Annotated in this window: 19 protein-coding genes; 12 read left to right on the top strand and 7 right to left on the bottom strand. The window is 71.2% G+C overall.

The features are described from left to right. The first annotated feature begins 18 nt into the window (after positions 1-18). The 9 genes from atpA to HNR61_RS14730 all read left to right on the top strand — a co-directional run bounded on the left by atpA (position 19) and on the right by HNR61_RS14730 (position 11,835). Entirely contained in the window at positions 19-1,656 is a 1,638-nt protein-coding gene (gene atpA / locus HNR61_RS14770) for a F0F1 ATP synthase subunit alpha (protein ID WP_182843688.1), read from the top strand. A gap of 5 nt (positions 1,657-1,661) precedes the next feature. Continuing rightward, on the top strand, positions 1,662-2,567 hold the full coding sequence (locus HNR61_RS14765) for a F0F1 ATP synthase subunit gamma (protein WP_182843687.1): 906 nt from the start codon (positions 1,662-1,664) through the stop codon (positions 2,565-2,567). A 2-nt stretch (positions 2,568-2,569) separates the two neighbouring features. Next, positions 2,570-4,003, top strand: a complete 1,434-nt coding sequence (gene atpD / locus HNR61_RS14760; protein WP_067813874.1) for a F0F1 ATP synthase subunit beta — start codon at positions 2,570-2,572, stop codon at positions 4,001-4,003. Between the two features lie 81 nt (positions 4,004-4,084). After that, on the top strand, positions 4,085-4,465 hold the full coding sequence (locus HNR61_RS14755) for a F0F1 ATP synthase subunit epsilon (RefSeq protein WP_182843686.1): 381 nt from the start codon (positions 4,085-4,087) through the stop codon (positions 4,463-4,465). 199 nt (positions 4,466-4,664) lie between these two features. Next, positions 4,665-5,144, top strand: a complete 480-nt coding sequence (locus HNR61_RS14750) for a DUF2550 domain-containing protein (RefSeq protein WP_182843685.1) — start codon at positions 4,665-4,667, stop codon at positions 5,142-5,144. A gap of 172 nt (positions 5,145-5,316) precedes the next feature. Further along, the gene (locus tag HNR61_RS14745) at positions 5,317-6,813 is read left to right on the top strand and encodes a M28 family metallopeptidase (RefSeq protein ID WP_182843684.1); all 1,497 of its coding nucleotides are present in this window, start codon (positions 5,317-5,319) and stop codon (positions 6,811-6,813) included. Positions 6,814-6,899: 86 nt separating this feature from the next. Continuing rightward, complete coding sequence (locus HNR61_RS14740; RefSeq protein WP_376770255.1) at positions 6,900-8,423, top strand: M20/M25/M40 family metallo-hydrolase; 1,524 nt, start codon at positions 6,900-6,902, stop codon at positions 8,421-8,423. Between the two features lie 168 nt (positions 8,424-8,591). Then, the gene (locus HNR61_RS14735; RefSeq protein WP_182843683.1) at positions 8,592-10,100 is read left to right on the top strand and encodes a M28 family peptidase; all 1,509 of its coding nucleotides are present in this window, start codon (positions 8,592-8,594) and stop codon (positions 10,098-10,100) included. A gap of 214 nt (positions 10,101-10,314) precedes the next feature. Continuing rightward, entirely contained in the window at positions 10,315-11,835 is a 1,521-nt protein-coding gene (locus HNR61_RS14730; protein ID WP_182843682.1) for a M28 family metallopeptidase, read from the top strand. An 82-nt stretch (positions 11,836-11,917) separates the two neighbouring features. On the opposite strand, the gene HNR61_RS14725 is transcribed toward HNR61_RS14730, so the two are convergent. Both HNR61_RS14725 and HNR61_RS14720 read right to left on the bottom strand, forming a co-directional pair. After that, positions 11,918-12,748 carry a DUF4097 family beta strand repeat-containing protein gene (locus tag HNR61_RS14725; protein ID WP_182843681.1) on the bottom strand — a complete coding sequence of 277 codons (831 nt, stop codon included), beginning with the start codon at positions 12,746-12,748 and terminating at the stop codon, positions 11,918-11,920. A gap of 143 nt (positions 12,749-12,891) precedes the next feature. Then, positions 12,892-13,518 (bottom strand): cob(I)yrinic acid a,c-diamide adenosyltransferase, encoded by a 627-nt coding sequence (locus HNR61_RS14720; protein WP_182843680.1) that lies wholly within the window; start codon positions 13,516-13,518, stop codon positions 12,892-12,894. A gap of 103 nt (positions 13,519-13,621) precedes the next feature. Here HNR61_RS14720 and HNR61_RS49905 point away from each other — a divergent pair, with 103 nt between their 5' ends. Next, positions 13,622-15,208 (top strand): GMC family oxidoreductase, encoded by a 1,587-nt coding sequence (locus HNR61_RS49905; protein ID WP_182843959.1) that lies wholly within the window; start codon positions 13,622-13,624, stop codon positions 15,206-15,208. A 319-nt stretch (positions 15,209-15,527) separates the two neighbouring features. Here the strand turns inward: HNR61_RS49905 and HNR61_RS14710 are convergent, their stop codons facing one another. The 4 genes from HNR61_RS14710 to HNR61_RS14695 form a co-directional block, all read right to left on the bottom strand. Then, positions 15,528-16,466: a GlxA family transcriptional regulator gene (locus HNR61_RS14710; RefSeq protein ID WP_182843679.1), complete on the bottom strand. Its 939-nt coding sequence runs from the start codon at positions 16,464-16,466 to the stop codon at positions 15,528-15,530. Further along, positions 16,463-17,059: a cysteine hydrolase family protein gene (locus HNR61_RS14705; protein WP_182843678.1), complete on the bottom strand. Its 597-nt coding sequence runs from the start codon at positions 17,057-17,059 to the stop codon at positions 16,463-16,465. The genes HNR61_RS14710 and HNR61_RS14705 overlap by 4 nt, the downstream gene beginning before the upstream one ends. A gap of 127 nt (positions 17,060-17,186) precedes the next feature. Beyond that, positions 17,187-18,689, bottom strand: a complete 1,503-nt coding sequence (locus tag HNR61_RS14700; protein ID WP_182843677.1) for an aldehyde dehydrogenase family protein — start codon at positions 18,687-18,689, stop codon at positions 17,187-17,189. Positions 18,690-18,758: 69 nt separating this feature from the next. After that, positions 18,759-20,114 (bottom strand): carotenoid oxygenase family protein, encoded by a 1,356-nt coding sequence (locus tag HNR61_RS14695; RefSeq protein ID WP_182843676.1) that lies wholly within the window; start codon positions 20,112-20,114, stop codon positions 18,759-18,761. Between the two features lie 247 nt (positions 20,115-20,361). On the opposite strand from HNR61_RS14695, the gene HNR61_RS14690 reads away from it, so the two are divergent. After that, positions 20,362-20,886 (top strand): PadR family transcriptional regulator, encoded by a 525-nt coding sequence (locus HNR61_RS14690; protein ID WP_182843675.1) that lies wholly within the window; start codon positions 20,362-20,364, stop codon positions 20,884-20,886. Between the two features lie 29 nt (positions 20,887-20,915). Here the strand turns inward: HNR61_RS14690 and HNR61_RS14685 are convergent, their stop codons facing one another. Beyond that, the gene (locus tag HNR61_RS14685; protein WP_182843674.1) at positions 20,916-21,725 is read right to left on the bottom strand and encodes an NAD(P)H-binding protein; all 810 of its coding nucleotides are present in this window, start codon (positions 21,723-21,725) and stop codon (positions 20,916-20,918) included. 97 nt (positions 21,726-21,822) lie between these two features. Between HNR61_RS14685 and HNR61_RS14680 the strand changes: the two genes are divergently transcribed. Next, a complete protein-coding gene (locus HNR61_RS14680) occupies positions 21,823-22,422 on the top strand; it encodes a TetR family transcriptional regulator (protein WP_312897908.1) in 600 nt (199 codons plus the stop codon). Positions 22,423-22,428 lie beyond the last annotated feature (6 nt).

Raw genomic sequence — 22,428 nt, 5'->3', positions numbered from 1 at the left:
GGGAGCAAGAGAGGAATCATGGCGGAGCTGACGATCCGTCCGGACGAGATCCGGAACGCGCTGGAGCGCTTCGTCCAGTCGTACGAGCCTGAGGCCGCCGCGCGCGATGAGGTCGGCACCGTTGTCGATTCCGGCGACGGTATCGCCCACGTCGAGGGCCTGCCCTCCGCGATGGCCAACGAACTCCTGGAGTTCGAGGACGGCACCCGTGGCCTGGCTCTGAACCTGGACGTGCGTGAGATCGGCGCCGTTGTCCTGGGTGACTTCAGCAAGATCGAGGAGGGCCAGAAGGTCCGCCGGACCGGTGAGGTCCTCTCGGTCCCGGTCGGGGACGGCTTCCTCGGCCGCGTCGTCGACGCGCTGGGCAACCCGCTGGACGGCAAGGGCGCCATCGAGGCGACCGAGCGTCGTGCGCTGGAACTGCAGGCCCCGACCGTCGTGCAGCGGCAGTCGGTCAAGGAGCCGCTGCAGACCGGCATCAAGGCCATCGACTCGATGACGCCGATCGGCCGTGGCCAGCGGCAGCTCATCATCGGTGACCGGCAGACCGGCAAGACCACGGTCTGCATCGACACCATCCTGAACCAGAAGGAAGCCTGGGAGACCGGCGACCCCACCAAGCAGGTGCGCTGCATCTACGTCGCGATCGGCCAGAAGGGCTCCACGATCGCGAACGTGCGCCGCCAGCTGGAGGAGGCCGGCGCGCTGGAGTACACCACGATCGTGGCGGCCCCGGCGTCCGAGCCCGCGGGCTTCAAGTACATCGCCCCCTACACCGGGTCGGCGATCGGCCAGCACTGGATGTACCAGGGCAAGCACGTCCTGATCGTCTTCGACGACCTGTCCAAGCAGGCCGAGGCCTACCGCGCGGTGTCGCTGCTGCTGCGCCGCCCGCCGGGCCGTGAGGCGTACCCCGGTGACGTCTTCTACCTGCACTCGCGTCTGCTGGAGCGCTGCGCGAAGCTGTCGGACGACATGGGCGGCGGCTCGATGACCGGTCTGCCGATCATCGAGACCAAGGGCAACGACGTCTCGGCGTTCATCCCGACCAACGTCATCTCGATCACCGACGGCCAGTGCTTCCTGGAGACGGACCTGTTCAACCAGGGCGTCCGGCCGGCCATCAACGTCGGTATCTCGGTGTCCCGAGTCGGCGGTTCGGCGCAGATCAAGGCGATGCGCAAGGTCGCCGGCACCCTGCGTCTGTCCCTGTCGCAGTTCCGTGACCTGGAGGCCTTCGCGGCCTTCGCCTCCGACCTGGACGCGGCCTCCCGCGCCCAGCTGGAGCGCGGCGCCCGCCTGGTCGAGCTGCTCAAGCAGCCGCAGGGCTCGCCGTTCCCGGTCGAGGAGGAGGTCGTCTCGGTGTGGGCCGGCACCTCCGGCGAGCTGGACGACGTCCCGGTCGGTGACATCGCCCGCTTCGAGCGCGAGTTCCTGGACTACCTGAAGCGCCAGCACTCGGGGCTGCTGCCGGGCATCCGCGAGACCGGTCAGCTCAGCGACGACGGTCTGACCACCCTCAAGGACGCCATCACGGGGTTCAAGAAGGGCTTCGAGACCAGCGAGGGCAAGCTGCTGGGCGAGGACGAGTCGGTCGAGCCCATCGCCGACGAGGACGTCCAGCAGGAGACGATCACCCGCGTCAAGAAGGACTGACCTAGATGGCCCAGCTTCGGCAACTGCGGCAGCAGATCAGGTCGGTCCAGTCGACCGCCAAGATCACGCGTGCCCAGGAGATGATCGCGACTTCGCGCATCGTCAAGGCCCAGCAGGCGATGGAGGCGTCCAAGCCGTACGCCGAGCAGATCGTGCAGGCCCTGTCCGCGCTGGTGAGCCACCACGTCGGGATCGACCACCCGCTGCTGAACGAGCAGCCGGAGGACAGGCGGAGCGCGGTCCTGGTGATCACCAGTGACCGCGGCTTCGCGGGCGGCTACAACGCCAACGTCATCCGTGAGGCCGAGGCTCTGATGGCGCGCCTGCGCGAGCAGGGGCGCGAGCCCGTCCCCTACGTGGTCGGCAACAAGGGCATCACCTGGTACCGGTTCCGGGACCGGGAGATGGTCGAGACGTGGAACGGTTTCAGCGACCGCCCGACGTTCCCCAAGGCGGAGCAGATCGGGCGCCGCCTGGCCGAGGACTTCCTGAAGACCGACGAGAACGGCGGCGTCGGGGAGATCCACGTGGTCTACACCGAGTTCGTCTCGATGCTGACCCAGCAGGTCCAGGTGCGCCGGCTGCTGCCGCTGGAGGTCGTCGAGCGCGACGAGGCGGAGGCCAGGGCCGACGTCCTGCCCGCCTACGAGTTCGAGCCGTCGGCGGGCGCGGCGCTGGACCTGCTGCTGCCCAACTACATCGAGAGCCGCATCTTCCACATGCTGCTCCAGTCGGCCGCTTCCGAGCACGCCGCCCGGCGTCGCGCGATGAAGTCGGCGACCGACAATGCCAACGAACTGATCGGTGTCTACACGCGCCAGATGAACCAGGTGCGGCAGGCGGCGATCACCCAGGAAATCAGCGAGATCGTCGGTGGCGCTGACGCGCTCGCCGATTCTGGCGGGGAGTGAGAATGACTACTCAGGTAGAGGAGACGGCGACGGCCACCGGGCGCGTCGCCCGGGTCATCGGCCCGGTCGTCGACGTGGAGTTCCCCGCCGACGCCATTCCGGAGATCTACAACGCGCTGAAGGTGGACGTCACCCTCGGCGCGGAGACCAAGACGCTGACCCTGGAGGTCGCCCAGCACCTGGGTGACAACCTGGTCCGCGCCATCTCGATGCAGCCGACCGACGGCATGACGCGCGGCGCGGCCGTCGTCAACACCGGCGCCGGGATCTCGGTGCCGGTCGGCGACATCACCAAGGGCCACGTGTGGAACGCGCTGGGGGAGACCCTGGACGTCCCCACCGCGTCCCTGGAGATCAACGAGCGCTGGGCCATCCACCGCAAGCCCCCGGCGTTCGACCAGCTGGAGTCGCGGACCGAGATGCTGGAGACCGGCATCAAGGTCATCGACCTGCTGTCGCCCTACGTCAAGGGCGGGAAGATCGGTCTGTTCGGTGGCGCCGGTGTGGGCAAGACGGTCCTCATCCAGGAGATGATCCGTCGCGTCGCCCGCAACTTCGGTGGCACCTCGGTGTTCGCCGGTGTGGGCGAGCGCACCCGTGAGGGCAACGACCTCTGGGTCGAGATGGACGAGGCCGACGTTCTGAAGGACACCGCCCTGGTGTTCGGCCAGATGGACGAGCCGCCGGGCACGCGTCTGCGCGTCGCCCTGTCGGGCCTGACCATGGCCGAGTACTTCCGGGACGTCCAGAAGCAGGACGTGATGTTGTTCATCGACAACATCTTCCGCTTCACCCAGGCCGGTTCCGAGGTGTCGACCCTGCTGGGCCGCATGCCGTCCGCGGTGGGTTACCAGCCCACCCTGGCCGACGAGATGGGTGTGCTCCAGGAGCGCATCACCTCGACCCGCGGTCACTCGATCACCTCCATGCAGGCGATCTACGTCCCCGCGGACGACATCACCGACCCGGCGCCGCACACCACGTTCGCGCACCTCGACGCGCGGACCGTGCTCTCGCGTGCCATCTCCGAGAAGGGCATCTTCCCGGCGGTGGACCCGCTGGACTCGTCCTCCCGGATCATGGACCCGCAGGTGCTGGGCCGGGAGCACTACGAGGTCGCGCAGGAAGTCCGCCGGATCCTCCAGAAGTACAAGGAGCTCCAGGACATCATCGCGATCCTCGGTATCGACGAGCTGTCCGAAGAGGACAAGGTCACCGTCAACCGGGCCCGTCGCATCGAGCGCTTCCTGTCGCACCCGATGTACGTGGCCGAGCAGTTCACCGGCCAGCCCGGTGTCACGGTGCCGAAGGACGAGACGGTCGCCTCGTTCAAGGCGCTCACCGAGGGCAAGTACGACCACATCCCCGAGCAGGCCTTCTTCATGTGCGGCGGCATCGAGGATGTCGAGCGCAAGGCCAAGGAGCTGGAGAAGTAGTCCGCTCCGGAGGGACCGGCCCGCCGCCGACGGGCGCCGGTCCGGTCCCTCCGGTCCGCTCCAGAATCCGGAGGAACGAACGTGGCAACCCTGAAGGTCGGCCTGGTCTCGCCCGAGCGCGAGGTCTGGTCCGGCGAGGCCAGGATGGTGGTCGCGCAGACCATCGAGGGCCAGCTCGGCATCATGCCGGGCCACGCCCCGGTGCTGGGCGTGCTGCTGGACGGCAGCGAGGTGAAGATCGAGCCCGCCGACGGCGGCGAGTGGATCACCGCGGCGGTCGGCAGCGGCTTCTTCTCCGTGGCCGACAACGAGGTGTCGGTGCTGGCCGAGCAGGCCGAGCTGGGCACCGAGGTGGACCGCGAGCACGCCCGCCAGGCGCTGTCGCGGGCGCAGTCCGACAACGACACCGTCGGCGAGCGGCGGGCGCGGGCGCGCCTGCGCGCGGCCGGCGCGGAGGCGTGACCCCAGAGGGGACAGCGCCCCGCGAGGGGCGACGCCTCCCCGGTCCGGTGCGTCCCGCCCACCCGGCGGGACCGCTCGGGCCGGACCGAAGCTTCGACCGTGACCGGCGGGCCGCACGGCCCGCCGTCGCGCTCTTCGTGGAACGCGCGCGGTGCGCCTCACCCGGGGCGCCGCGCGCAGGCGAGAACGGCGGGGGGACGTGACCGGGCAACTGGCTCTGGACGCCGGCGTGGTGCTGGCCGGTGTCGTGCTGCTGGTCGCGTTCCTGTTCGCCCTGATGTCGCTGCGCCGCTGGCTGCTGGTACGCGGCGGCGGCGCGGTCGAGTGCAGCCTGCGGACGCTCCCGTCGCCCGGCGGGTCCGGCGAGGCGCCCGGCCCGTGGCGGCTGGGCATCGGCCGCTACAAGGGCGACGTGCTCCAGTGGCACCGCGTGTTCGGTTTCCGTGGCAGACCCCGGCAGGTGATCCACCGCCGGGGTCTTGTCGTGGCGGGGCGGCGTGAGCCGGATCCCGCCGAGGCCGAGGGGCTGCTGCCCGGGGTCAGCATCATCGAGGTCCGCGACGGCGACGCCGCCATGGAGCTGGCGATGGGCTCGGCGGCGCTGACGGGCTTCCTGTCGTGGCTGGAGGCCGCGCCGCCCGGTTTCCCGGTGGACGTCCCCACCGAGGGCCTGGACTGAGGGTTCCGGTTCCCCCTACCGAACCGGTCACGAAAAGGTCTCAGCGAGGTCGCGGACCTTGTAGCGAATCGGTCATCAACGCTTTGATCGGCGCATCCTGTGCAACTTCGTGCTGCATCACCCCGCTTCCGCTCCATCACTCTGTTCTCCCCCCGATCGACAGGAGTGCACGTTGCGCAAGCTCGCCATCGGAGCCGCCGCCGTGCTGGCCGCCACCCTGGTGACGGTCCCGCCGGCCGAGGCCGCGCCCGATCTGGCCTCGCTGGTCACGCTCAAGGACGTCCGCAAGCACCTGCAGAGCCTGCAGACCATCTCCGACTACAACGGCGGCAGCCGGGCCGTCGAGACGCCGGGTTACGAGATCTCGGTGAAGTACGTGGTCAGTCAGCTCAAGAAGGCCGGTTTCACGCCCACGGTGCAGCCGTTCTCCTACACCTCCGTGGAGGAGAGGACCCCCACCGTCCTGGCGCGGACCGCGCCGGGCCAGGCCACCTACAAGCTCGGCACCGACTTCACGCTGTCCGGTGAGACGGGCAACGGCGACGTCAACACCTCCGTGACCGCCGTGGACGTGCCCGCGCCGGGCCAGGTCGGCGACGCCGGCTGCGAGGCGGCCGACTTCGCCGGTTTCCCGCAGGGCAACATCGCGCTGATCCAGCGCGGCACCTGCTCGTTCGAGCAGAAGTTCAACAACGCCAAGGCCGCCGGCGCCTCGGCCGTGCTGTTCTACAACCGCCCCGACGAGCCGGGCCTGCTCAACCCGCTGCTGAACGGCAAGCGCGACGTCCCGGTGGCGTTCGCGACCCGTGAGCTGGGCGGCGAGCTGGCGAAGCTGGCCCAGGCGGGCGGTCTGAAGCTGCGGCTGAAGGTGGACCTGGCCGAGGTCACCAAGAAGAGCACCAACGTGATCGCCGAGACCAGGTGGGGCCGCTCCGACAACGTGGTGGTCGTCGGCGCGCACCTGGACGGCGTCCACGAGGGTCCGGGCATCAACGACAACGGCACCGGCTCGGCCGCGATCCTCGCCGCCGCGCAGAAGATCCACAAGCTGGGCAAGAAGCAGATCCGCAACAAGGTCCGCTTCGCCTGGTGGGGCGCCGAGGAGGAGGGCCTGCGGGGCTCCACGGCCTACGTGGCGGGCCTGTCCGCCGAGGAGCGGGCCAAGATCGCGCTGAACCTGAACTTCGACATGCTCGGCTCGATCAACGGCATCCGCGGCATCTACGACGGCGACGACTCCAGCGGGCAGAACCCGACGGTGCCGCCGGTGGGCTCGGGCGCGATCGAGAAGACGTTCGCCGACTACTACGCCAAGCGCAAGCTGCCCACGATCGAGACCGAGTTCAGCGGCCGCTCCGACTACGGGCCGTTCATCGAGGTCGGCATCCCGGCGGGCGGCCTGTTCTCCGGCGCCGAAGTGATCAAGACGCCGGAGCAGGCGAAGCTGTTCGGCGGCACCGCGGGCCAGCCGTACGACCCGTGCTACCACCAGGCCTGCGACACCATCAAGAACATCGACTGGAAGCTGCTGGACACGCACGCCGACGGGGTCGCGTTCGCGACCCAGGCGTTCGCCAAGAGCACTTTGCCCGTCAATGGCGAGACACGACGCGCCCGGAGCCTGCGCGGCCCGGCGATGCAGTACAAGGGAGACCGCGCGGTCTACTGACCGCCGTCGTCTCCGCGATGACGAGGGCCGCGTCCGGGAACGGACGCGGCCCTTCGCCGTGCGTCGCGCCGATCTGACAGGAGCGCGTGTTGCGCAAGTTCGCCCTCGGGGCCGTGGTCGCGCTGCCGGTGGCCCTGCCGCCGGTGACCCTGGTGACGGTCCCGCCCGCCGCGGCGGGCCCCGACCTGGCCCGGTCGGTCACGGCCAAGGACGTCCGCCGGCATCTGGAGAGCCTCCAGGCCATCGCCGAGGACAACGGCGGCGACCGGGCCATGGAACGGTCCGGTTACGACGCCTCGGTGAGGTACGTGGTCGGCCGGCTCAGGAAGGCGGGGTTCACGCCGGCGGTGCGGCCGTTCACGTTCAGGCGCTGGGAACCCAGGATGCCGCCGGTGCTCACCCGGGTCTCGCCCGGGGAGGCGGCCTACCAGCACGGCACCGACTACGCGGTGATCGAGCACTCCGGATCCGGTGACGTGACCGCCGGGGTCACCCCCGTGGACGTGCCCGCCGACGGCGGGGTCGGCGACGCGGGCTGCCAGGCGGAGGACTTCGCGGGCTTCCCCAGGGGGAACATCGCGCTCGTGCAGCGCGGCACCTGCAACTTCGTGGTGAAGGCCGACCACGCCAGGGCCGCGGGCGCGTCCGCCGTGGTCATCTACAACCGCCCCGGCCAGGGCGGCCTGGTCCGGCCGTCGCTGGAGGCCCCGCGCACGCTGCCGGCCGTGTTCGTCACCCGCGAGGTCGGCGCGGACCTGCTCGACGCGGCGCGCGAGGAGACGCCGCGACTGCGGATCAGGACCGACTCCAGGTACGTCAGGCACCGCAGCAGCAACATCATCGCCGACACCCGGTGGGGGCGGCCCGACAGGGTCGTGGTGGTCGGGGCGCACCTGGACAGCGTCCCCGGTGGCGCGGGCGTCAACGACAACGGCACCGGCGTGGCGGCGGTCCTGGCGGTCGCCCAGAAGATCCACAAGCTGGGGAGCAAGCAGATCCGCAACCGGGTCCGCTTCGCGTTCTGGGGCGCCGAGGAGGAGGGCCTGCGGGGATCCAGGGCCTACGTGAAGAGCCTGCCGGCCGCCCAGCGGTCGAAGATCGCGCTGAACCTGAACTTCGACATGCTCGGCTCGGTCAACGGCGTCCGCGGCGTCTACGACGGCGACGGGTCGACCGGGTCCAACGGCGCCAAGCCGCCGCCGGGCTCGGGCGCGATCGAGAAGACCTTCCGGGACTACTACGCCAGGCGAAGGCTGCCCCTGGTGGAGACCGAGTTCAGCGGCCGGTCCGACTACGGGCCGTTCATCGAGGCCGGCATCCCGGCGGGCGGGCTGTTCTCCGGCGCCGAGATGAAGAAGACCCCCGAGGAGGCGAAGCTGTTCGGCGGCCGGGCGGGGGAGCCGTATGACCCGTGCTACCACCAGGGCTGCGACACCATCGGGAACGTCCACTGGAAGCTGCTGGACACCCACGTCGACGGGGTCGCGTTCGCGGTCCAGCGGTTCGCCGGGAGCACGTTGCCGGTCAACGGCGAGGTCCGCGGGCGGGCGCGTTCGCTCGGGACCGGACCCGGCTCGTTCGCGTGGGTGGGGGACCGCCGGGCCCGCTGATCCGCCGGTCGCCCGCGACGCAGGCCGCGCCCTTCCGGGCGCGGCCTCTCTTTTTGCCAAAATTTGTGGCCTAACCGAGACAAAACCGAAGCAATATCTACTCTTGCCGCCTCTGAGCTTAAATCCGGCTTTTCGCCCAGTTGAACTCCCCCCTCAGAGGAGCGCATATTGCGTAGGTTCGCTCTCGCCGCCGCGGCCGTCGTCGCGGTGTCCACGGTCGCGGCGCCCACGGCCCACGCGGCCGCCGCGCCGGACCTGGCCAAGCTGGTGACCCTCAAGGACGCCGACAGGCACCTGAAGGCGTTCTCCCGGATCGCCAAGTACAACGGCGGCAACCGCGCCGCCGGGGAGCCCGGCTACGACGTCTCGGTGAAGTACGTCGTCAGCCAGCTCAAGAAGGCGGGCTACCAGCCGAAGCTGCAGGAGTTCCCCTTCGACTACTACAAGCAGCTCGGCAACGGGGCGCTGGAGCAGACCGCCCCGAACAAGGTCGCCTACAAGGTCGACACCGAGTACAACACCATGGACTACTCCGGCGCCGGCGACGTCACCGCCGCCGTGACGGCCGTGGACGTCCCCGCCGAGGGACAGGGGGGCTCCTCCGGCTGCGAGGCTGAGGACTTCTCCGGCTTCCCCAAGGGCAACATCGCGCTGATCCAGCGCGGCACCTGCAACCTGATCGTCAAGGCCGAGAACGCCAAGGCGGCCGGGGCCTCGGCGGTCGTCATGTACAACCGCCCCGACGCCCCGGGCCCGATCACCGGCGCGACCATGGGAGCGCCTCCCGGGCTGCCCACCCTGTCGGTGACCCACCAGATCGGCCGCCAGCTCGTCCCGTCCGCCCAGGCGGGCACGCTGCGGCTGCGCGTCAAGTCCGAGACCCGCAACGAGAAGCGCAAGACCCACAACGTGATCGCCGAGACCAGGTGGGGCCGGTCCGACAACGTGGTGGTCGTCGGGGCGCACCTGGACGGCGTTCCCGAGGGTCCGGGCATCAACGACAACGGCACCGGCTCGGCCGCGATCCTGGCGGTCGCCCAGAAGATCCACAAGCTGGGCAAGAAGCAGATCCGCAACAAGGTCCGCTTCGCCTGGTGGGGCGCCGAGGAGATCTCGCTGGTCGGCTCGACGTACTACGTCAACAACCTGTCGGCCGCCGACAAGGCCAAGATCGCCCTCAACCTGAACTACGACATGCTGGGCTCGGTCAACGGCGTCCGCGCGGTCTACGACGGCGACGACTCCCTCGGCGCGGGCACCAACCCGCCCGCGGGCTCCGGCGCCATCGAGAAGATCATCAACGGCTACTACGCCAAGCGGAAGCTGCCGACCGTCCCGTCCGAGTTCAACGGCCGCTCCGACTACGGGCCGTTCATCGAGAACGGCATCCCGGCGGGCGGCATCGACAGCGGTGCCGACGGCGTCAAGACCCCCGAAGAGGTCAAGCTGTTCGGCGGTGAGGCGGGCAAGGTCTACGACCCCTGCTACCACCAGGCCTGCGACACGCTGAAGAACGTGGACCGCAAGCTGTTCGACACCACGCTCGACGGTGTCGCGTTCGCGGCCCAGCGGTTCGCCAGGAGCACGCTGGAGGTCAACGGCGAGGCCGGCCGCCGCGTGGCGAAGCGGTCGGTGCGCCTGACCCCGGCGCCCGCGCACGGCCACAGCCTGAGCTGACCGGCCCGGCCGGTTCCCGCTCTGTGACGCAGGGCCCCGTCCGCTTCCGGACGGGGCCCTGTGCCGTGAGGTCGTGAGCTGCGAGTCGTGGGCCGTGAGTGGCCCGTGATGCGCTCGTGACACAACCTTCACAAGATCGACTCTTGTTGTGTAAGGGGGCAAATGCCACGATCCAGGCACCCCTCTCCCCCCGCCACAAGCGACAGGAGCGACATTGCGCAGAATCGCGATCGGCGCGGCGGCCCTCCTCGCCGTCTCCGCCGTCACGGTCCCGACGGCGAACGCGGCCGGCGCCCCCGACCTCGCCAAGCTCGTCACGGTCAAGGACATCCGCAAGCACCTGCAGGCCCTCCAGAAGATCTCCGACTACAACGGCGGGAACCGCCAGTCGGGGCGTCCGGGCTACGACATCTCGGTGAAGTACGTCGTCAGCCAGCTCAAGAAGGCCGGTTACGACCCCAAGGTGCAGAGCTTCCCGTTCTGGGTGTTCGACCAGCTCGGCCCCGGCGCGTTCGAGCAGGTCGAGCCCAACAAGGTGAGCTACAAGGCGGGCACCGAGTACGGCACCTACGAGTACTCGGGCAGCGGCGACGTCACCGCCAAGGTCACCCCCGTGGACCTGGACGGCGACCAGGGACCCGGCGGAAACTCCGGCTGCGAGATGTCGGACTTCGCGAACTTCCCCAAGGGCAACATCGCGCTGATCCGCCGCGGCACCTGCGTCTTCGGCGACAAGGCCAAGAACGCCGCCGCCGCGGGCGCCTCCGGCGTCATCATCTACCAGCGCACCGGGGCCGACGTCCCCAACGACCCGCCCGCGGTCTTCGGTCTCAGCGAGCCCGCGCCGTTCCCGGTCCTGGGCACCACCTACAAGATCGGCAACGAGCTGGCGGCCTCCGCCAAGGCCGGAACGCTGAAGGTGCGGCTGAAGTCCGACACCCGCAACGTCTCCCGGCCCACCTACAACGTCCTCGCCGACACCAAGTGGGGCCGCTCCGACAACGTCGTGGTCGTCGGCGCGCACCTCGACAGCGTGCACGACGGCGCCGGGATCAACGACAACGGCTCCGGCTCGGCGGCCATCCTCGCGATCGCCAAGCAGGCCCACAAGCTCGGCAAGAAGGGCCTGAAGAACAAGGTCCGCTTCGCCTGGTGGGGCGCCGAGGAGGCCGGGCTGCTCGGCTCGACCCACTACGTGAACACCCTGCCGGCCGCCGAGAAGTCGAAGATCGCGCTCAACCTGAACTTCGACATGCTCGGCTCCACCAACTTCGTGCGGTTCGTCTACGACGGCGACAACTCGCTGGGCAACCCGACCGTCCCGCCCGCGGGCTCCGGCGCGATCGAGAAGACCTTCGTGGACTACTTCGCCAAGCGGGGCCTGAAGACCGAGCCGACGGCGTTCGACGGGCGCTCCGACTACGGGCCGTTCATCGAGAGCGGCATCCCGGCGGGCGGCCTGTTCTCCGGAGCCGAGGGCATCAAGACCCCCGAGCAGGCCAAGATCTACGGCGGCACCGCGGGCCAGCCCTACGACCCGTGCTACCACGCCGCCTGCGACGGCATGAAGAACGTCAGCTGGACCGCCCTGGACCAGCTGAGCGACGGCGCCGCGCACGCGACGCAGCGGTTCGCCAGGAGCACGCTGCCGGTCAACGGCGAGGCCCGCAGGGCGCGCGCGCCGCGCGCCCAGACCCACGCCCCCATCTGGAAGGGCGGCAAGGTCGTTCGCTGACCCACCACCCCGGGAGGAAACGGGGCCGCGTCCGGTTTTCCGGGCGCGGCCCCGTGCCGTTCCGGGTGCGGCCTTGGGCTGGTCAGGCGGGGTTGATGCTGATCGAGCCGTCGCCGGTGGTGACGGTGACGCGGTGGGCGGACCCGTTGTCGCGCCTGAACGCCCGGTCGATGTGCCGGGAACCGGTGTCGGTCGAGGTGGAGAACGCGTAGCCGACGTCGGCGGGCAGCTTCAGATGCACCGCCCCGGTGTCGGTGCGGGCCCGCACCACGGCCGGCACGGCGGCGAACGCCAGGTGGACCGCGCCGTCGCCGGTGCGCGCGTTGACATGGTCGGAGCGCAGGCCCTTGGCCAGGATGCCGCCGGTGTCGGTGCGCAGCTCGGCGGTGCGCGCCCGCCCGTCGATCCGGATGTCGCCGTCCTCGGCGACGGCGTTCAGCGACGGCGTGTCCAGACCCGTGGCGATGATCCTCCCGGTGTCGGTGCGCAGCGTGAGCGCGCCCTTCAACCCGGACACGCGCACCGTCCCGTCGTCGGTGTGAACGCTCACCGCCGCCGACCGGGGCACCCGGATCTCGTAGGACACGCCGCAGGCGTTGTAACCGATCACGGTGCGGGCGCACCTGGTGGTGAGGCTCAGCGTCCCGCCGTTCACCGCGTGCCGGGCGTCGGGCTTGTTGCTGTCGTTGGACCAGCGGGTCCTCTCATGGACCTGGACGGTGGGGGAGTCCCAACCGGTGACCGCCACCGCGCCACCGCCGTCCACCTTGATGGCGTCGACCTTCTCGGTCACGTCATAGGTGCGCTGCCCGGTCTCGGTGCCGAAGTCGACGTTGCCGCATCCGGTCAGTGCCATCGTGGTGAGCGCCACCGTCGCGGCGGCCAGCACCCTCGTGCCCGTCAGGGTCCTCACGTCGTCTCCCACCCCGCCACTCGGTCCGTCGTCCTTCAGCTTCTCGGGCCTGCGGGAACGACGCCAGGTGGTGGTCTGGTGTTTCGGGGGTGGGGGTAGCCCCACCCCTTCGCTGTTCGTGGTGTGGGAGTCCTGTGCTCGGGCTAGCGGTCTCCGCCCGGCTTCCACAGGACGTCGCCCTGGTCGGCGTTGGCCACCCGGCACAGGATGAACAGCAGGTCCGACAGGCGGTTGAGGTAGCGGGCGGTCAGCGGGTTGACGCCGCCTTCCACCAGGTCCTCCCCCTCGGTGGGGGAGGCGCCGTGCGCCTCGATCGCCGCCCATGCGCCGCGTTCGGCGCGGCGGGTCACGGTACGGGCGACGTGCAGCAGCGCCGCGCCGGGGGTGCCGCCGGGCAGGATGAACGAGCGCAGCGGGGCCAGGTCGGCGTTGTACTCGTCGCAGGCCGTCTCCAGCCACTCGACGTAGTCGGACGTGACGCGCAGCGGCGGGTACTCGGGGGCGGGGGCGAGGGGGATGGACAGGTCCGCGCCGACGTCGAACAGGTCGTTCTGGACGCGGACGAGGGTCGCGGCGACGTTCTCGGGCAGGCCACCCATGGCGAGGGCGACGCCGATGGCGGCGTTGGCCTCGTCCACGTCGGCGTAGGCGGCCAGCCGGGGGTCGGTCTTGGCGGCGCGTGACATGTCGCCGAGCGCGGTGGTGCCGTCGTCCCCGGTCCGGGTATAGATCCGTGACAGCACGACGGGGGTCTCCCTGTTCTTCGCCATGTCGGTCACTCTAGCCACCACTGGTTATTGGAAAACTGTTCGGTAAGGTTTCGGGTACTTCGCCCGTCATGTGCCCCCGGAGGCGGCTGTGCGGAACCCTGCTGTGTACGACCACATCATCGTCGGTGCGGGAAGCGCGGGCTGCGTGCTCGCCGCCCGGCTCAGCGAGGATCCCGGAACGCGGGTCCTGCTGCTGGAGGCCGGTCCGCCCGACACCGCCCCGGAGATCCACATCCCGGCCGCCGTGGCCTCGCTGATCAAGGGGCCCTACGACTGGGACTACGAGACCGTCCCGCAGGAGCACGCCGAGGGGCGCCGCGTGTACTGGCCGCGCGGGCGCACGCTCGGCGGGTCCTCCTCCACCAACGCGATGATCTACATTCGCGGGGCGCGGTACGACTACGACACCTGGCGCGACTCGTTCGGCTGCGAGGGATGGGGCTACGCCGACCTGCTGCCCTACTTCCGGCGCGCGGAGGACCAGCAGCGCGGGGAGTCGGCGTTCCACGGGGTCGGCGGGCCGCTGCGGGTGGAGGACCTTCGCTACAAGCACCCGCTGACGCGCGCGTGGGTGGGGTCGGCCAAGGCGTACGGGCTGGCCGCCAACGGCGACTTCAACGGCGACCGGCAGGACGGCGTCGGTTTCTACCAGGTCACCCACAAGCGCGGGAAGCGCTGGTCCACCGCCGCCGGGTACCTGCGCCCGGCCCTGGCGCGCGACAACCTCACCGTCGTCACCGACGCCCTCGCCACCGGCGTGGTCATCGAGAACGGCCGGGCCGTCGGCGTGCGCTACGAGGCGCGCGGCGAGCGGACCGAGGCGCGCGCCGAGGGCGAGGTCATCCTGTCCGGCGGCGCGGTCAACAGCCCGCAGCTGCTGATGCTGTCGGGCGTCGGCCCGGCCGACCACCTGCGCGAGCACGGCATCGACGTCCTGGTGGACGCCCCGGTCGGGCAGGGGCTCCAGGACCACCCGTTCGTGAACGTCATGTTCGCCACCCCCCGCGACCGGAACCTGTGGGAGCTGGCGACGCCCCGCAACTTCGCGCTCTACCAGGCCCTGGCGCGCGGCCCGTACGCCTCCAACGTCGCCGAGGCGGGCGGCTTCGTGCGGACCGTCGAGGGGCTGCCCGCGCCGGACCTCCAGTACCACGTGCTGCCGACGCCGTTCCTCCGGCAGGGCCTGGTCGAGCCGTCGCAGCGGCTGCTGTCGGTGATGGTGACGGCGGTGGCGGTCGAGAGCCGGGGCGCGCTCACGCTGCGGTCGGCCAGCCCCTACGCCAAGCCGCTGATCGACCCGGCCTACCTGACCGCGAAGGCGGACCTGGACATCCTGCTGGCCGGGATCCGGCAGGCCCGCGAGATCGCCGCGACGGGGCCGCTGGGGACGCTGACGGCCGGGGAGTTCGCGCCGGGCGAGCAGGCCGACGACGACGCGGCGCTGACCGACCACGTGCGGCGCGAGGTCGCCACGCTGTTCCACCCGACCAGCACGTGCGCGATGGGCGGCGAGGACGCCGTCTGCGACGCCGAGCTGCGCGTGCGCGGCGTCGAGGGCCTGCGGGTGGTGGACGCGTCGGTGATGCCGTCGGTCCCGCGCGGCAACACGAACGCCCCCACGATCGCCGTCGCCGAGCGCGCCGCCGACCTCATCCGGGGCCGCTCGCCGCTCGCCCCCGCGAACCTCTGAGAACGCGAGAGAGCCCCCGCCGGGGATGGCGGGGGCTCTCTCGGTGAGTGCCGTGTGGCGGACACCCGTATGGTGTTCGCCGTTCCCTGCGTGTCACCGCTTGCGCGCCTTCGCGGCCTTGGCGGCGGCCTTGGCCTCCGCGCGCAGCGCCTTGACGCGGTCCTTGGCGATGATCTGGCTGCCGAACTCCGGGCGGATCATTCTGGCTCTTCTCCTCGTCCCGTCGGACCGGCCTGCCCGTTCCGACATGTTCTAGATTCGCCCTAAGACCCCCGGGCCCACATGGGGACGACGCCTTATCTCACCGGCCGGTGCGGCCTTAGGACGCTCTAAGGCCCTTAGGCGCGGACCGTAGGCGTCTCAGCATCCGGGCGTCCTGGAACCCCACCGCGCGGGCGGCGGACTCGACGGTCGCCCCCCGCGAGATGAGGTGCTCGGCGCGTTCCAGCCGGAGTTCCCGCTGGTAGCGCAGGGGAGTGCGGCCCGTCGCCGCGACGAAGCGGCGCGTCAGGGTGCGCTCGCCGACGCCCGCCGCGCCGGCCAGCTCCGCCAGCGGCAGCGGCCGGGTGTAGTGGGCGTCGATGAGGTCCTGGGCGCGGTGGACGGCGTCGCTGAGATGGGCGCGGTGCCGCAGCAGGGCGCTGGCCTGGGGCTCGTCGCCGTTGCGGCGGGCGTAGACGACCATCGTGCGCGCGACGCGGGCCGCCGCGCCGGGCCCGTGCCGGGTGGCGACCAGATGCAGGGCCAGGTCGATGCCGCTGGCGATCCCGGCGGAGGTGACGACCCGGTCGTCCTCCACGTACAGCACGTCCCGCACGACGGTCGCGCGCGGGTGCCGCCGCGCCAGGTCGTCCTGGAGGTGGTGGTGGGTGGTGCAGCGCCGCCCGTCCAGCAGGCCCGCCCGCCCGAGCGCGAACGCCCCGGCGCACACCGACGCGACCGTCCCGCCCGCCGCGTGGTGGTCGGCCACGCGCCGGGCGACGGCCGCGCTGATCTTCGGGTGGCCCGCGGTGTGCCCGGGGACGTCGGTGTGCCACCGCCACCCGGGCACCAGCAGCAGGTCGTCGGGCCCCAGCTCCGGCCACTCGGTGTCGGCCCGGAGCGGGACGCCCTGCGCGGTCGGGACGCCCTCCCGCTCGGCCACGTAGCCCAGCCGGTAGGGGAACCCCTCGTCGGCGGCGGTGGAGAAGACCTGCGCGGGCCCGGCCAGGTCGAGCAGGTGCAGGTACGGCACGAGCAGGAAGGCGACGCGCGTCATGCCCCGACCGGCCTCCCCGCGAGGTCGTCCACCGACGCGATCGTGGCGAAGCGCCCGGCCAGCGCGTACTCGGTGCGTTCGACGATCTCCCGGACGCCCAGCGTGCGCGGGTCGGCCAGCACCTCGGCGTAGTCCCGGCCGGCGGGCGCGTCCCGGTGCGGGATCGGGAACGTGGCCGTGGCGTCGGTGACGAACGTGACGTCGTACCCGAGGTCGCCGGCGACCCGCGCGGTGGTCTCGCAGCACTGCTCGGTCTGGATCCCGCAGACGACCAGCTCGCGGATGCCGCGTTCGGTCAGGATCCGCTGGAGGCCGGTGGTGGTGAAGGAGTTGCGGGAGGTCTTGGTCAGCACGGGCTCCCCCTCCTCCGGGTCCAGCCCGTCCATCAGCCGGACGTGTCCGGTCACCGGGTCGAACGGGTTGCCGGTGCCGGGCTCGGTGTGCAGGATCCACACGACCAGGTCCCCCCGTTCCCGCGCGGCGCCGACCAGACGCCCGGCCCGTTCGACGATAGCGGGGTTGGAAACGGCCTGCCACCTGGGCATCTGCCGGAAGGACTCCTGGATGTCGATGACGAGAAGCGCTCGTTGCATGACCCGATCGTCGCGCCCGGGAGGGAGCCCGCGACAGGCACGAACAGGACCCGACCCGGAACGATCCGGTCAGCGCCGAAGGTCCCGGCCCGGCCCCGTGCGGGGCCGGGCCGTTCGGTGGCGGTGGTCAGCGCTTGTAGCGCTTGCCGTGCAGGAAGTTGATCATGTTGAGGACCGTCGCCATGTCCTTCTCGGTGCGCTGGAAGGAGGTCAGGTTCATCGGCAGCGCGAAGCGCTGGCGGGTGATGGCCTTCGGGCGGGCGAACTCGCGCAGGCCGTCGGGGCCGTGGATGCGGCCGAAGCCGGACTCGCCGACACCGCCGAACGGCAGGGCCGCCACCACCGCGAACGTCGCGAACGCGTTGATCGACGTCATGCCGGACCGGAGGCGGCGCGCCGCCTCCATGGCGCGGGTCCGGCTGCCCGAGAAGATCGTGCCGGCCAGGCCGTAGCTGCTCGCGTTGGCCTTCTCCACCGCCTCGTCCAGGGACGCGACGCGGTGGACGGTGATCGTGGGGCCGAACGTCTCCTCGCACACGGCGGCCGAGTCGTCGGGGACGTCGGTGAGGACGACCGGCTCGACGTAGGGCTTGCGGACCGACTCGGGGCCGCCGACGACGGCCTTGCCGCCCTTGTCCAGGGCGTCCTTGATGTGCCGTTCGATGATGTCGAGCTGGCCCGGCATCGTGATCGGGCCGTAGGCGGCCTCGCGGTCGAAGCCGGGGCGCAGGTCCCTGGCCTTCTCGGTGAGCCGGGACAGGAACGCGTCGTAGACCTCGTCCACGACGTAGACGCGCTCGACGCCGATGCAGGTCTGGCCCGCATTGGACATCGCGCCCCACAGCGCGGCGTCGGCGGCGCGGTCCAGGTCGGCGTCGGCGTCGATGATGCAGGCGTCCTTGCCGCCGCACTCGGCGACGATCGGCGTCAGGTTCTGGGCGCAGGCCGCCATGACCTTCTTGGCGGTGGGGCCCGACCCGGTGAACGCGATCTTGTCGACCAGCGGCGAGGACGCCAGCGCCGCGCCGGTCTCGCCGAGGCCGGTGACGACCTGGAGCACCGGCTGCTCGGGCACCACCCCGGCGAAGATCTCGGCCAGCAGCACGCCGACGCCGGGGGTGAACTCCGAGGGCTTGAAGACCACGGTGTTCCCGGCGGCCAGCGCGTAGGCGATCGAGCCCATCGGGGTGAAGATCGGGTAGTTCCAGGGGCCGATCACGCCGACCACGCCGAGCGGCTGGTACTCCAGCACGCACTTGTTGTTGACGGCCATCATGCCGGGGAAGACGTTGCGCGGGCCGAGCACCTTCTGGGCGTTGCGGGCCGCCCAGTCCAGGTGCGTGATCGCCATGATCGTTTCGAGCTGGGCGTCCTGGACCGGCTTGCCGGTCTCCTGGTGGATGAGCTCGGCCATGCGGCTGAGGTTGCGGGTCAGCGCGCCCTTGGCGTTGAGCAGCCGGACGCGCCGCTCCTTCCAGCCGAGCTCGCGCCACCATCCGGCGGCCTCGCGGGCCCGGCCGAGCACCGCGGCGACGTCCTCGGCGTCGGAGATCGGGTGTTCGGCGACCACCTCGCCGGTGGCGGGGTTCAACGAGTCGAAGGTGGTGCTGCGCTCCGTGGCCACGGTCATCAGGACCTCCGGGGTTCGGCCGACTGAGGTAAGTGGGTGCTTTCACGTGCTACCGCTTAGTAAAGCACCCTACGGGGAGACCTCGCCGTCGGGGATCCACGACCCGTGGAACCCGGCCGGAACGCGCCGGGGCAGATGCACCGTCGCCTGGTGGGACAGGTCGGCGGCGTTCAGCACCAGCAGTTCCGAGCCGCCGCCGGACCGGTCGGACACGATCGACAGCAGCCATCCCTCGTCCTCGGCGCCCCGGTCCGCCGCCGGGACGAACACCGCCTCGCCCGGCGCGTCGCCGTCGCCCAGCTCCAGCGCCCGGCTCGCCCCGGTCCGCAGGTCGTACTTGACGATCGCCTCGTCGGCGACCGTGTACAGGTAGCGGTGCCCGTGCCCGGTCCGCGTGTCGTCGTGCGTCGGGAACTCCACGTTCCGGTCGTCGAGCTGCTCCTCGACCGCCTTGCCCGTCGCCGGGTCCAGCGTCCAGCGGTGCATCACCGACTTCCAGTGGACGGACGCGGCGTGGGCGGTGTCGTGTTCGGTGGTGCGTCCGATGTCGCCCCAGATGCCCTGGAACGAGTCGGCGTCGTACCGCGCCCCGTCCAGCACGATCCGGCCCTCCTCGTCCTCGTAGGCGTTGCCCACGTGGAACACGTAGCAGGGGTCCACCTCGAACCAGCGGACCGGGCCGCCCGAGCGCGGCATCACGCCGAGGCGCGCCCCGTACCCGTCGTCCCAGCGGTAGGGGATGCCCGCGCCGTTCATGACGAGGTCGCCGTCGAACACCACCGGCAGGTCCATCCAGACCACGTGGCGGGCGGTGATGGCGAAGTCGTGCATCATCGTCGGCCCCGGCACCTCGATCTCGCGGCTCTCCACGAGCTCGCCGGTGGACGACAGCCGGTGGTAGGTCAGGTACGGCGGGGCGAAGCCGTAGCCGAAGAACAGCAGCTCCCCGGTGACCGGGTCCTCCTTGGGGTGCGCGGTCATCGCGCCGGTCAGCCGCCCGCCGAAGTCGCACGGCCCGACCGTGTCGAGCTCGGGCGTGACCTCGTACGGGAAGCCGATCTCCACCAGCGCCAGGATCTTCCCGGCGTGCGGGACGACGTGCGTGTTGGCGGGGACGGCCGCGCGGTCGAACGTGAGGTCCTCGCGGATGAACGGCGCGTCCTCGGTGAACACGCGGGTGCGGACCCACCGGTTGCGGTACCACTCGGCACGGCCGCCGCGCAGCCGCAGCCCGTGGAGCATGCCGTGGCCGGTGAACCAGTGCGGGCTGGTCTCGCCGGGGCGCGGGTTGGGGCCGTTGCGGAGGTAGCGGCCGGTCAGCTCGGCGGGCAGGGCGCCGGTGACGCGCAGGTCGACGGCGCTGATCTCGTCGGGGACGGGGGCCAGGTGGCCGGCCATCCAGGCGGGGACGGGCTGCTCGGACATGGGGTGTTCCTCCTTGCGGGTTCCCGGAGGGAAGGATCAGCGCGCCGGCGCGGGGGCGCCGTGCGCGGTCAGGTGGCGCTTACGGGCGGACCCGGGGTGGCGGGCGGTACCGCGAGCGCGGTCCAGGGAAGGTCAGGCCGTGGTGGTTCGCCATCGCGATCGCCCTCATCAGACATGTCAGTTATGACATGTTCAAATCTGACATTCCAAAGATGACATGTCAATCCCGACGTGTAAGATCAGGACTATGAGCCTTCGACACGCGGTCCTCGGCCTGATCGCCGAGCTGGACGGGGCCAGCGGCTACGACCTGCTCAAGTTGTTCGAGATCTCGCTCAACAGCGTGTGGCCCGCCACCCAGAGCCAGCTGTACGGCGAGCTCGGCAAGCTCACCGCCGAGGGCCTGATCGAGGTGGTGGCCAAGGGGGCGCGCGGCCGCAAGGAGTACGGGATCACCGAGACCGGCCGCAAGGAGCTGGAGCACTGGATCGCCGAGGTGGAGCCCAAGGTCCCGCGCCGCGACGACGCGCTGCTGCGGGTGTTCCTGCTCGGCCAGGTCGACCGGGAGCGGGCCCTGTCCTTCCTGGACCGCCAGCGCGAGCGGGTGGAGGAGATGGTCGCCGAGCTCGCCGGGCTGGAGGAGGCCGTCCCGTGGGACGACGACAACCTGTCGTTCTACGGCCGCCTGGTGATGGAGTGGGGCAAGCAGTCGCTGCGGGCGCGCCGTGACTGGTACGAGTGGGCCCGCAACGAGATCGAGAGCCGCGGGTGACGGCACCCGCGGCTCTCGGAGGGTGAGGCTCAGGCGAAGTCGCGGACGTGTTCGGCGGCCCACTCGGCGAACGTCCGGGCGGGCCGCCCGGTGATCCGCTCGACCTCGGACGACACCGGCTGCGGCCGGTCCACGGCCTCCGCCCAGAACGCCAGCAGCGCGTCCACGACCGGCTCGGGCGCGTACGCCATCGCCGCGCGCGCCGCCTCCGGGGACAGCTCCTCGTAGGTCACCGGGCGGCCGATCGCCTCGCCGATGATCCGGGCCTGGTCGGCGAAGGTCAGCGACTCCGGACCCGACAGCTCCGGCCGCGTGCCCGCCAGGTCGTCGCCGGTCAGGGCGCGGGCGGCGACGGCGGCGATGTCGCGCTCGTCGATCGGGACGGTGTGGGCGCGGGCGTGGGGGCCGCGCACGACGCCGTTCCCGCGGATCTGGTCGGCCCAGCCCAGGGCGTTGGCGGCGAACGCGCCGGGCCGCAGGTGCGTCCACTCCAGCCCGGTCGCCTCGACCTGGCGCTCCAGCGCCAGGTGGTGGTCGCCGATCGGGTTGCCCTCCCCGGCGAGCACGGCCGACGACGACAGCACCACGATCCGGCGGACCCCGGCCCGCCGCGCGCGGTCGAGCAGCTCGTCCACGCCGTTCCAGAAGGCGGCGGGGTTGAGCAGGACGCCGGTCGCGCCCTCCAGCGGCAGGTCGGCGGTGCGGGCGACCTCGGCGCCGTCCGGCAGCGAGGCGGTGGCCGGATCGCGGGACAGCGCCCGCACCTTGTGGCCCGCGTCCAGCAACTCGGCGACGACGTGGCGGCCGACGTTCCCGGTCGCCCCGGTGATGACGAACATGCTTCTTCTCCTTCGGTCAGGACGCGCCCCAGCTTTCATCCATCCGGATGAACTTGTCAACCATCCGGATGGATGAAATCTGGGCTACACTGCCCCCGTGACCGACAGGACCCGCCGCGCGCCCCGCCCCGACGAGCGCAGGCTCGACGCCGAGCGCACCCGCCGCCTGCTGCTGGAGGCCGCCCTGGAGGAGTTCTCCGCCAAGGGCCTGGCGGGCGCGCGCGTGCAGGACATCGCCGACCGCGCCGGGGTGAACAAGCAGCTGATCAGCTACCACTTCGGCGGCAAGGAGGGCCTGTTCGAGGCGATCGTGCGGCGCTGGCAGGAGGAGGAGGCCGAGTTCAACGACCCCGACGTCCCGCTGGAGGAGCTGGTCGTGCGCTACCTGCACAACTCGCTGGACGACCCGCGCGGCAGCCGCCTGAACGCCTGGTGCGGCCTCACCGAGCCCTGCCCGGACCCCGCCGACATGCCCCGCGAGGACCTGTCGGACATGGAACGCCGCCAGGCCGCCGGGCAGATCGCCGCCGACCTGGACCCGGCCGCCGTCCTGCTGGCGCTGATGGGGATGGTCAGCCTGCCGACCCTGATGCCGAACGCGGTGGTGCGCACGTTCGGCATGGACCCGCGGTCACCGGAGTTCCGCGAGCGCTACACCGAACAGCTGCGCCGCATCGTCCGCCACCTGGCGGGCTGAGCCCGG

Source organism: Actinomadura kijaniata (genome assembly GCF_014138665.1).
In the GTDB taxonomy this organism is placed as follows: Bacteria; Actinomycetota; Actinomycetes; order Streptosporangiales; family Streptosporangiaceae; genus Spirillospora; species Spirillospora kijaniata.
This window is presented reverse-complemented; position numbering and strand designations above follow the sequence as displayed.

What these genes read in the sequence shown, in the direction of transcription:
- HNR61_RS14720 (WP_182843680.1), bottom strand. Translation starts at nt 13,518, where the DNA reads ATGGCGAAGAACAGGGAGACCCCCGTCGTGCTGTCACGGATCTATACC.
- HNR61_RS14700 (WP_182843677.1), bottom strand. Translation starts at nt 18,689, where the DNA reads ATGACCGTGGCCACGGAGCGCAGCACCACCTTCGACTCGTTGAACCCC.
- atpA (WP_182843688.1), top strand. Translation starts at nt 19, where the DNA reads ATGGCGGAGCTGACGATCCGTCCGGACGAGATCCGGAACGCGCTGGAG.
- HNR61_RS14765 (WP_182843687.1), top strand. Translation starts at nt 1,662, where the DNA reads ATGGCCCAGCTTCGGCAACTGCGGCAGCAGATCAGGTCGGTCCAGTCG.
- HNR61_RS14685 (WP_182843674.1), bottom strand. Translation starts at nt 21,725, where the DNA reads ATGTTCGTCATCACCGGGGCGACCGGGAACGTCGGCCGCCACGTCGTC.
- HNR61_RS14690 (WP_182843675.1), top strand. Translation starts at nt 20,362, where the DNA reads ATGAGCCTTCGACACGCGGTCCTCGGCCTGATCGCCGAGCTGGACGGG.
- HNR61_RS14710 (WP_182843679.1), bottom strand. Translation starts at nt 16,466, where the DNA reads ATGACGCGCGTCGCCTTCCTGCTCGTGCCGTACCTGCACCTGCTCGAC.
- HNR61_RS14705 (WP_182843678.1), bottom strand. Translation starts at nt 17,059, where the DNA reads ATGCAACGAGCGCTTCTCGTCATCGACATCCAGGAGTCCTTCCGGCAG.
- HNR61_RS14695 (WP_182843676.1), bottom strand. Translation starts at nt 20,114, where the DNA reads ATGTCCGAGCAGCCCGTCCCCGCCTGGATGGCCGGCCACCTGGCCCCC.
- atpD (WP_067813874.1), top strand. Translation starts at nt 2,570, where the DNA reads ATGACTACTCAGGTAGAGGAGACGGCGACGGCCACCGGGCGCGTCGCC.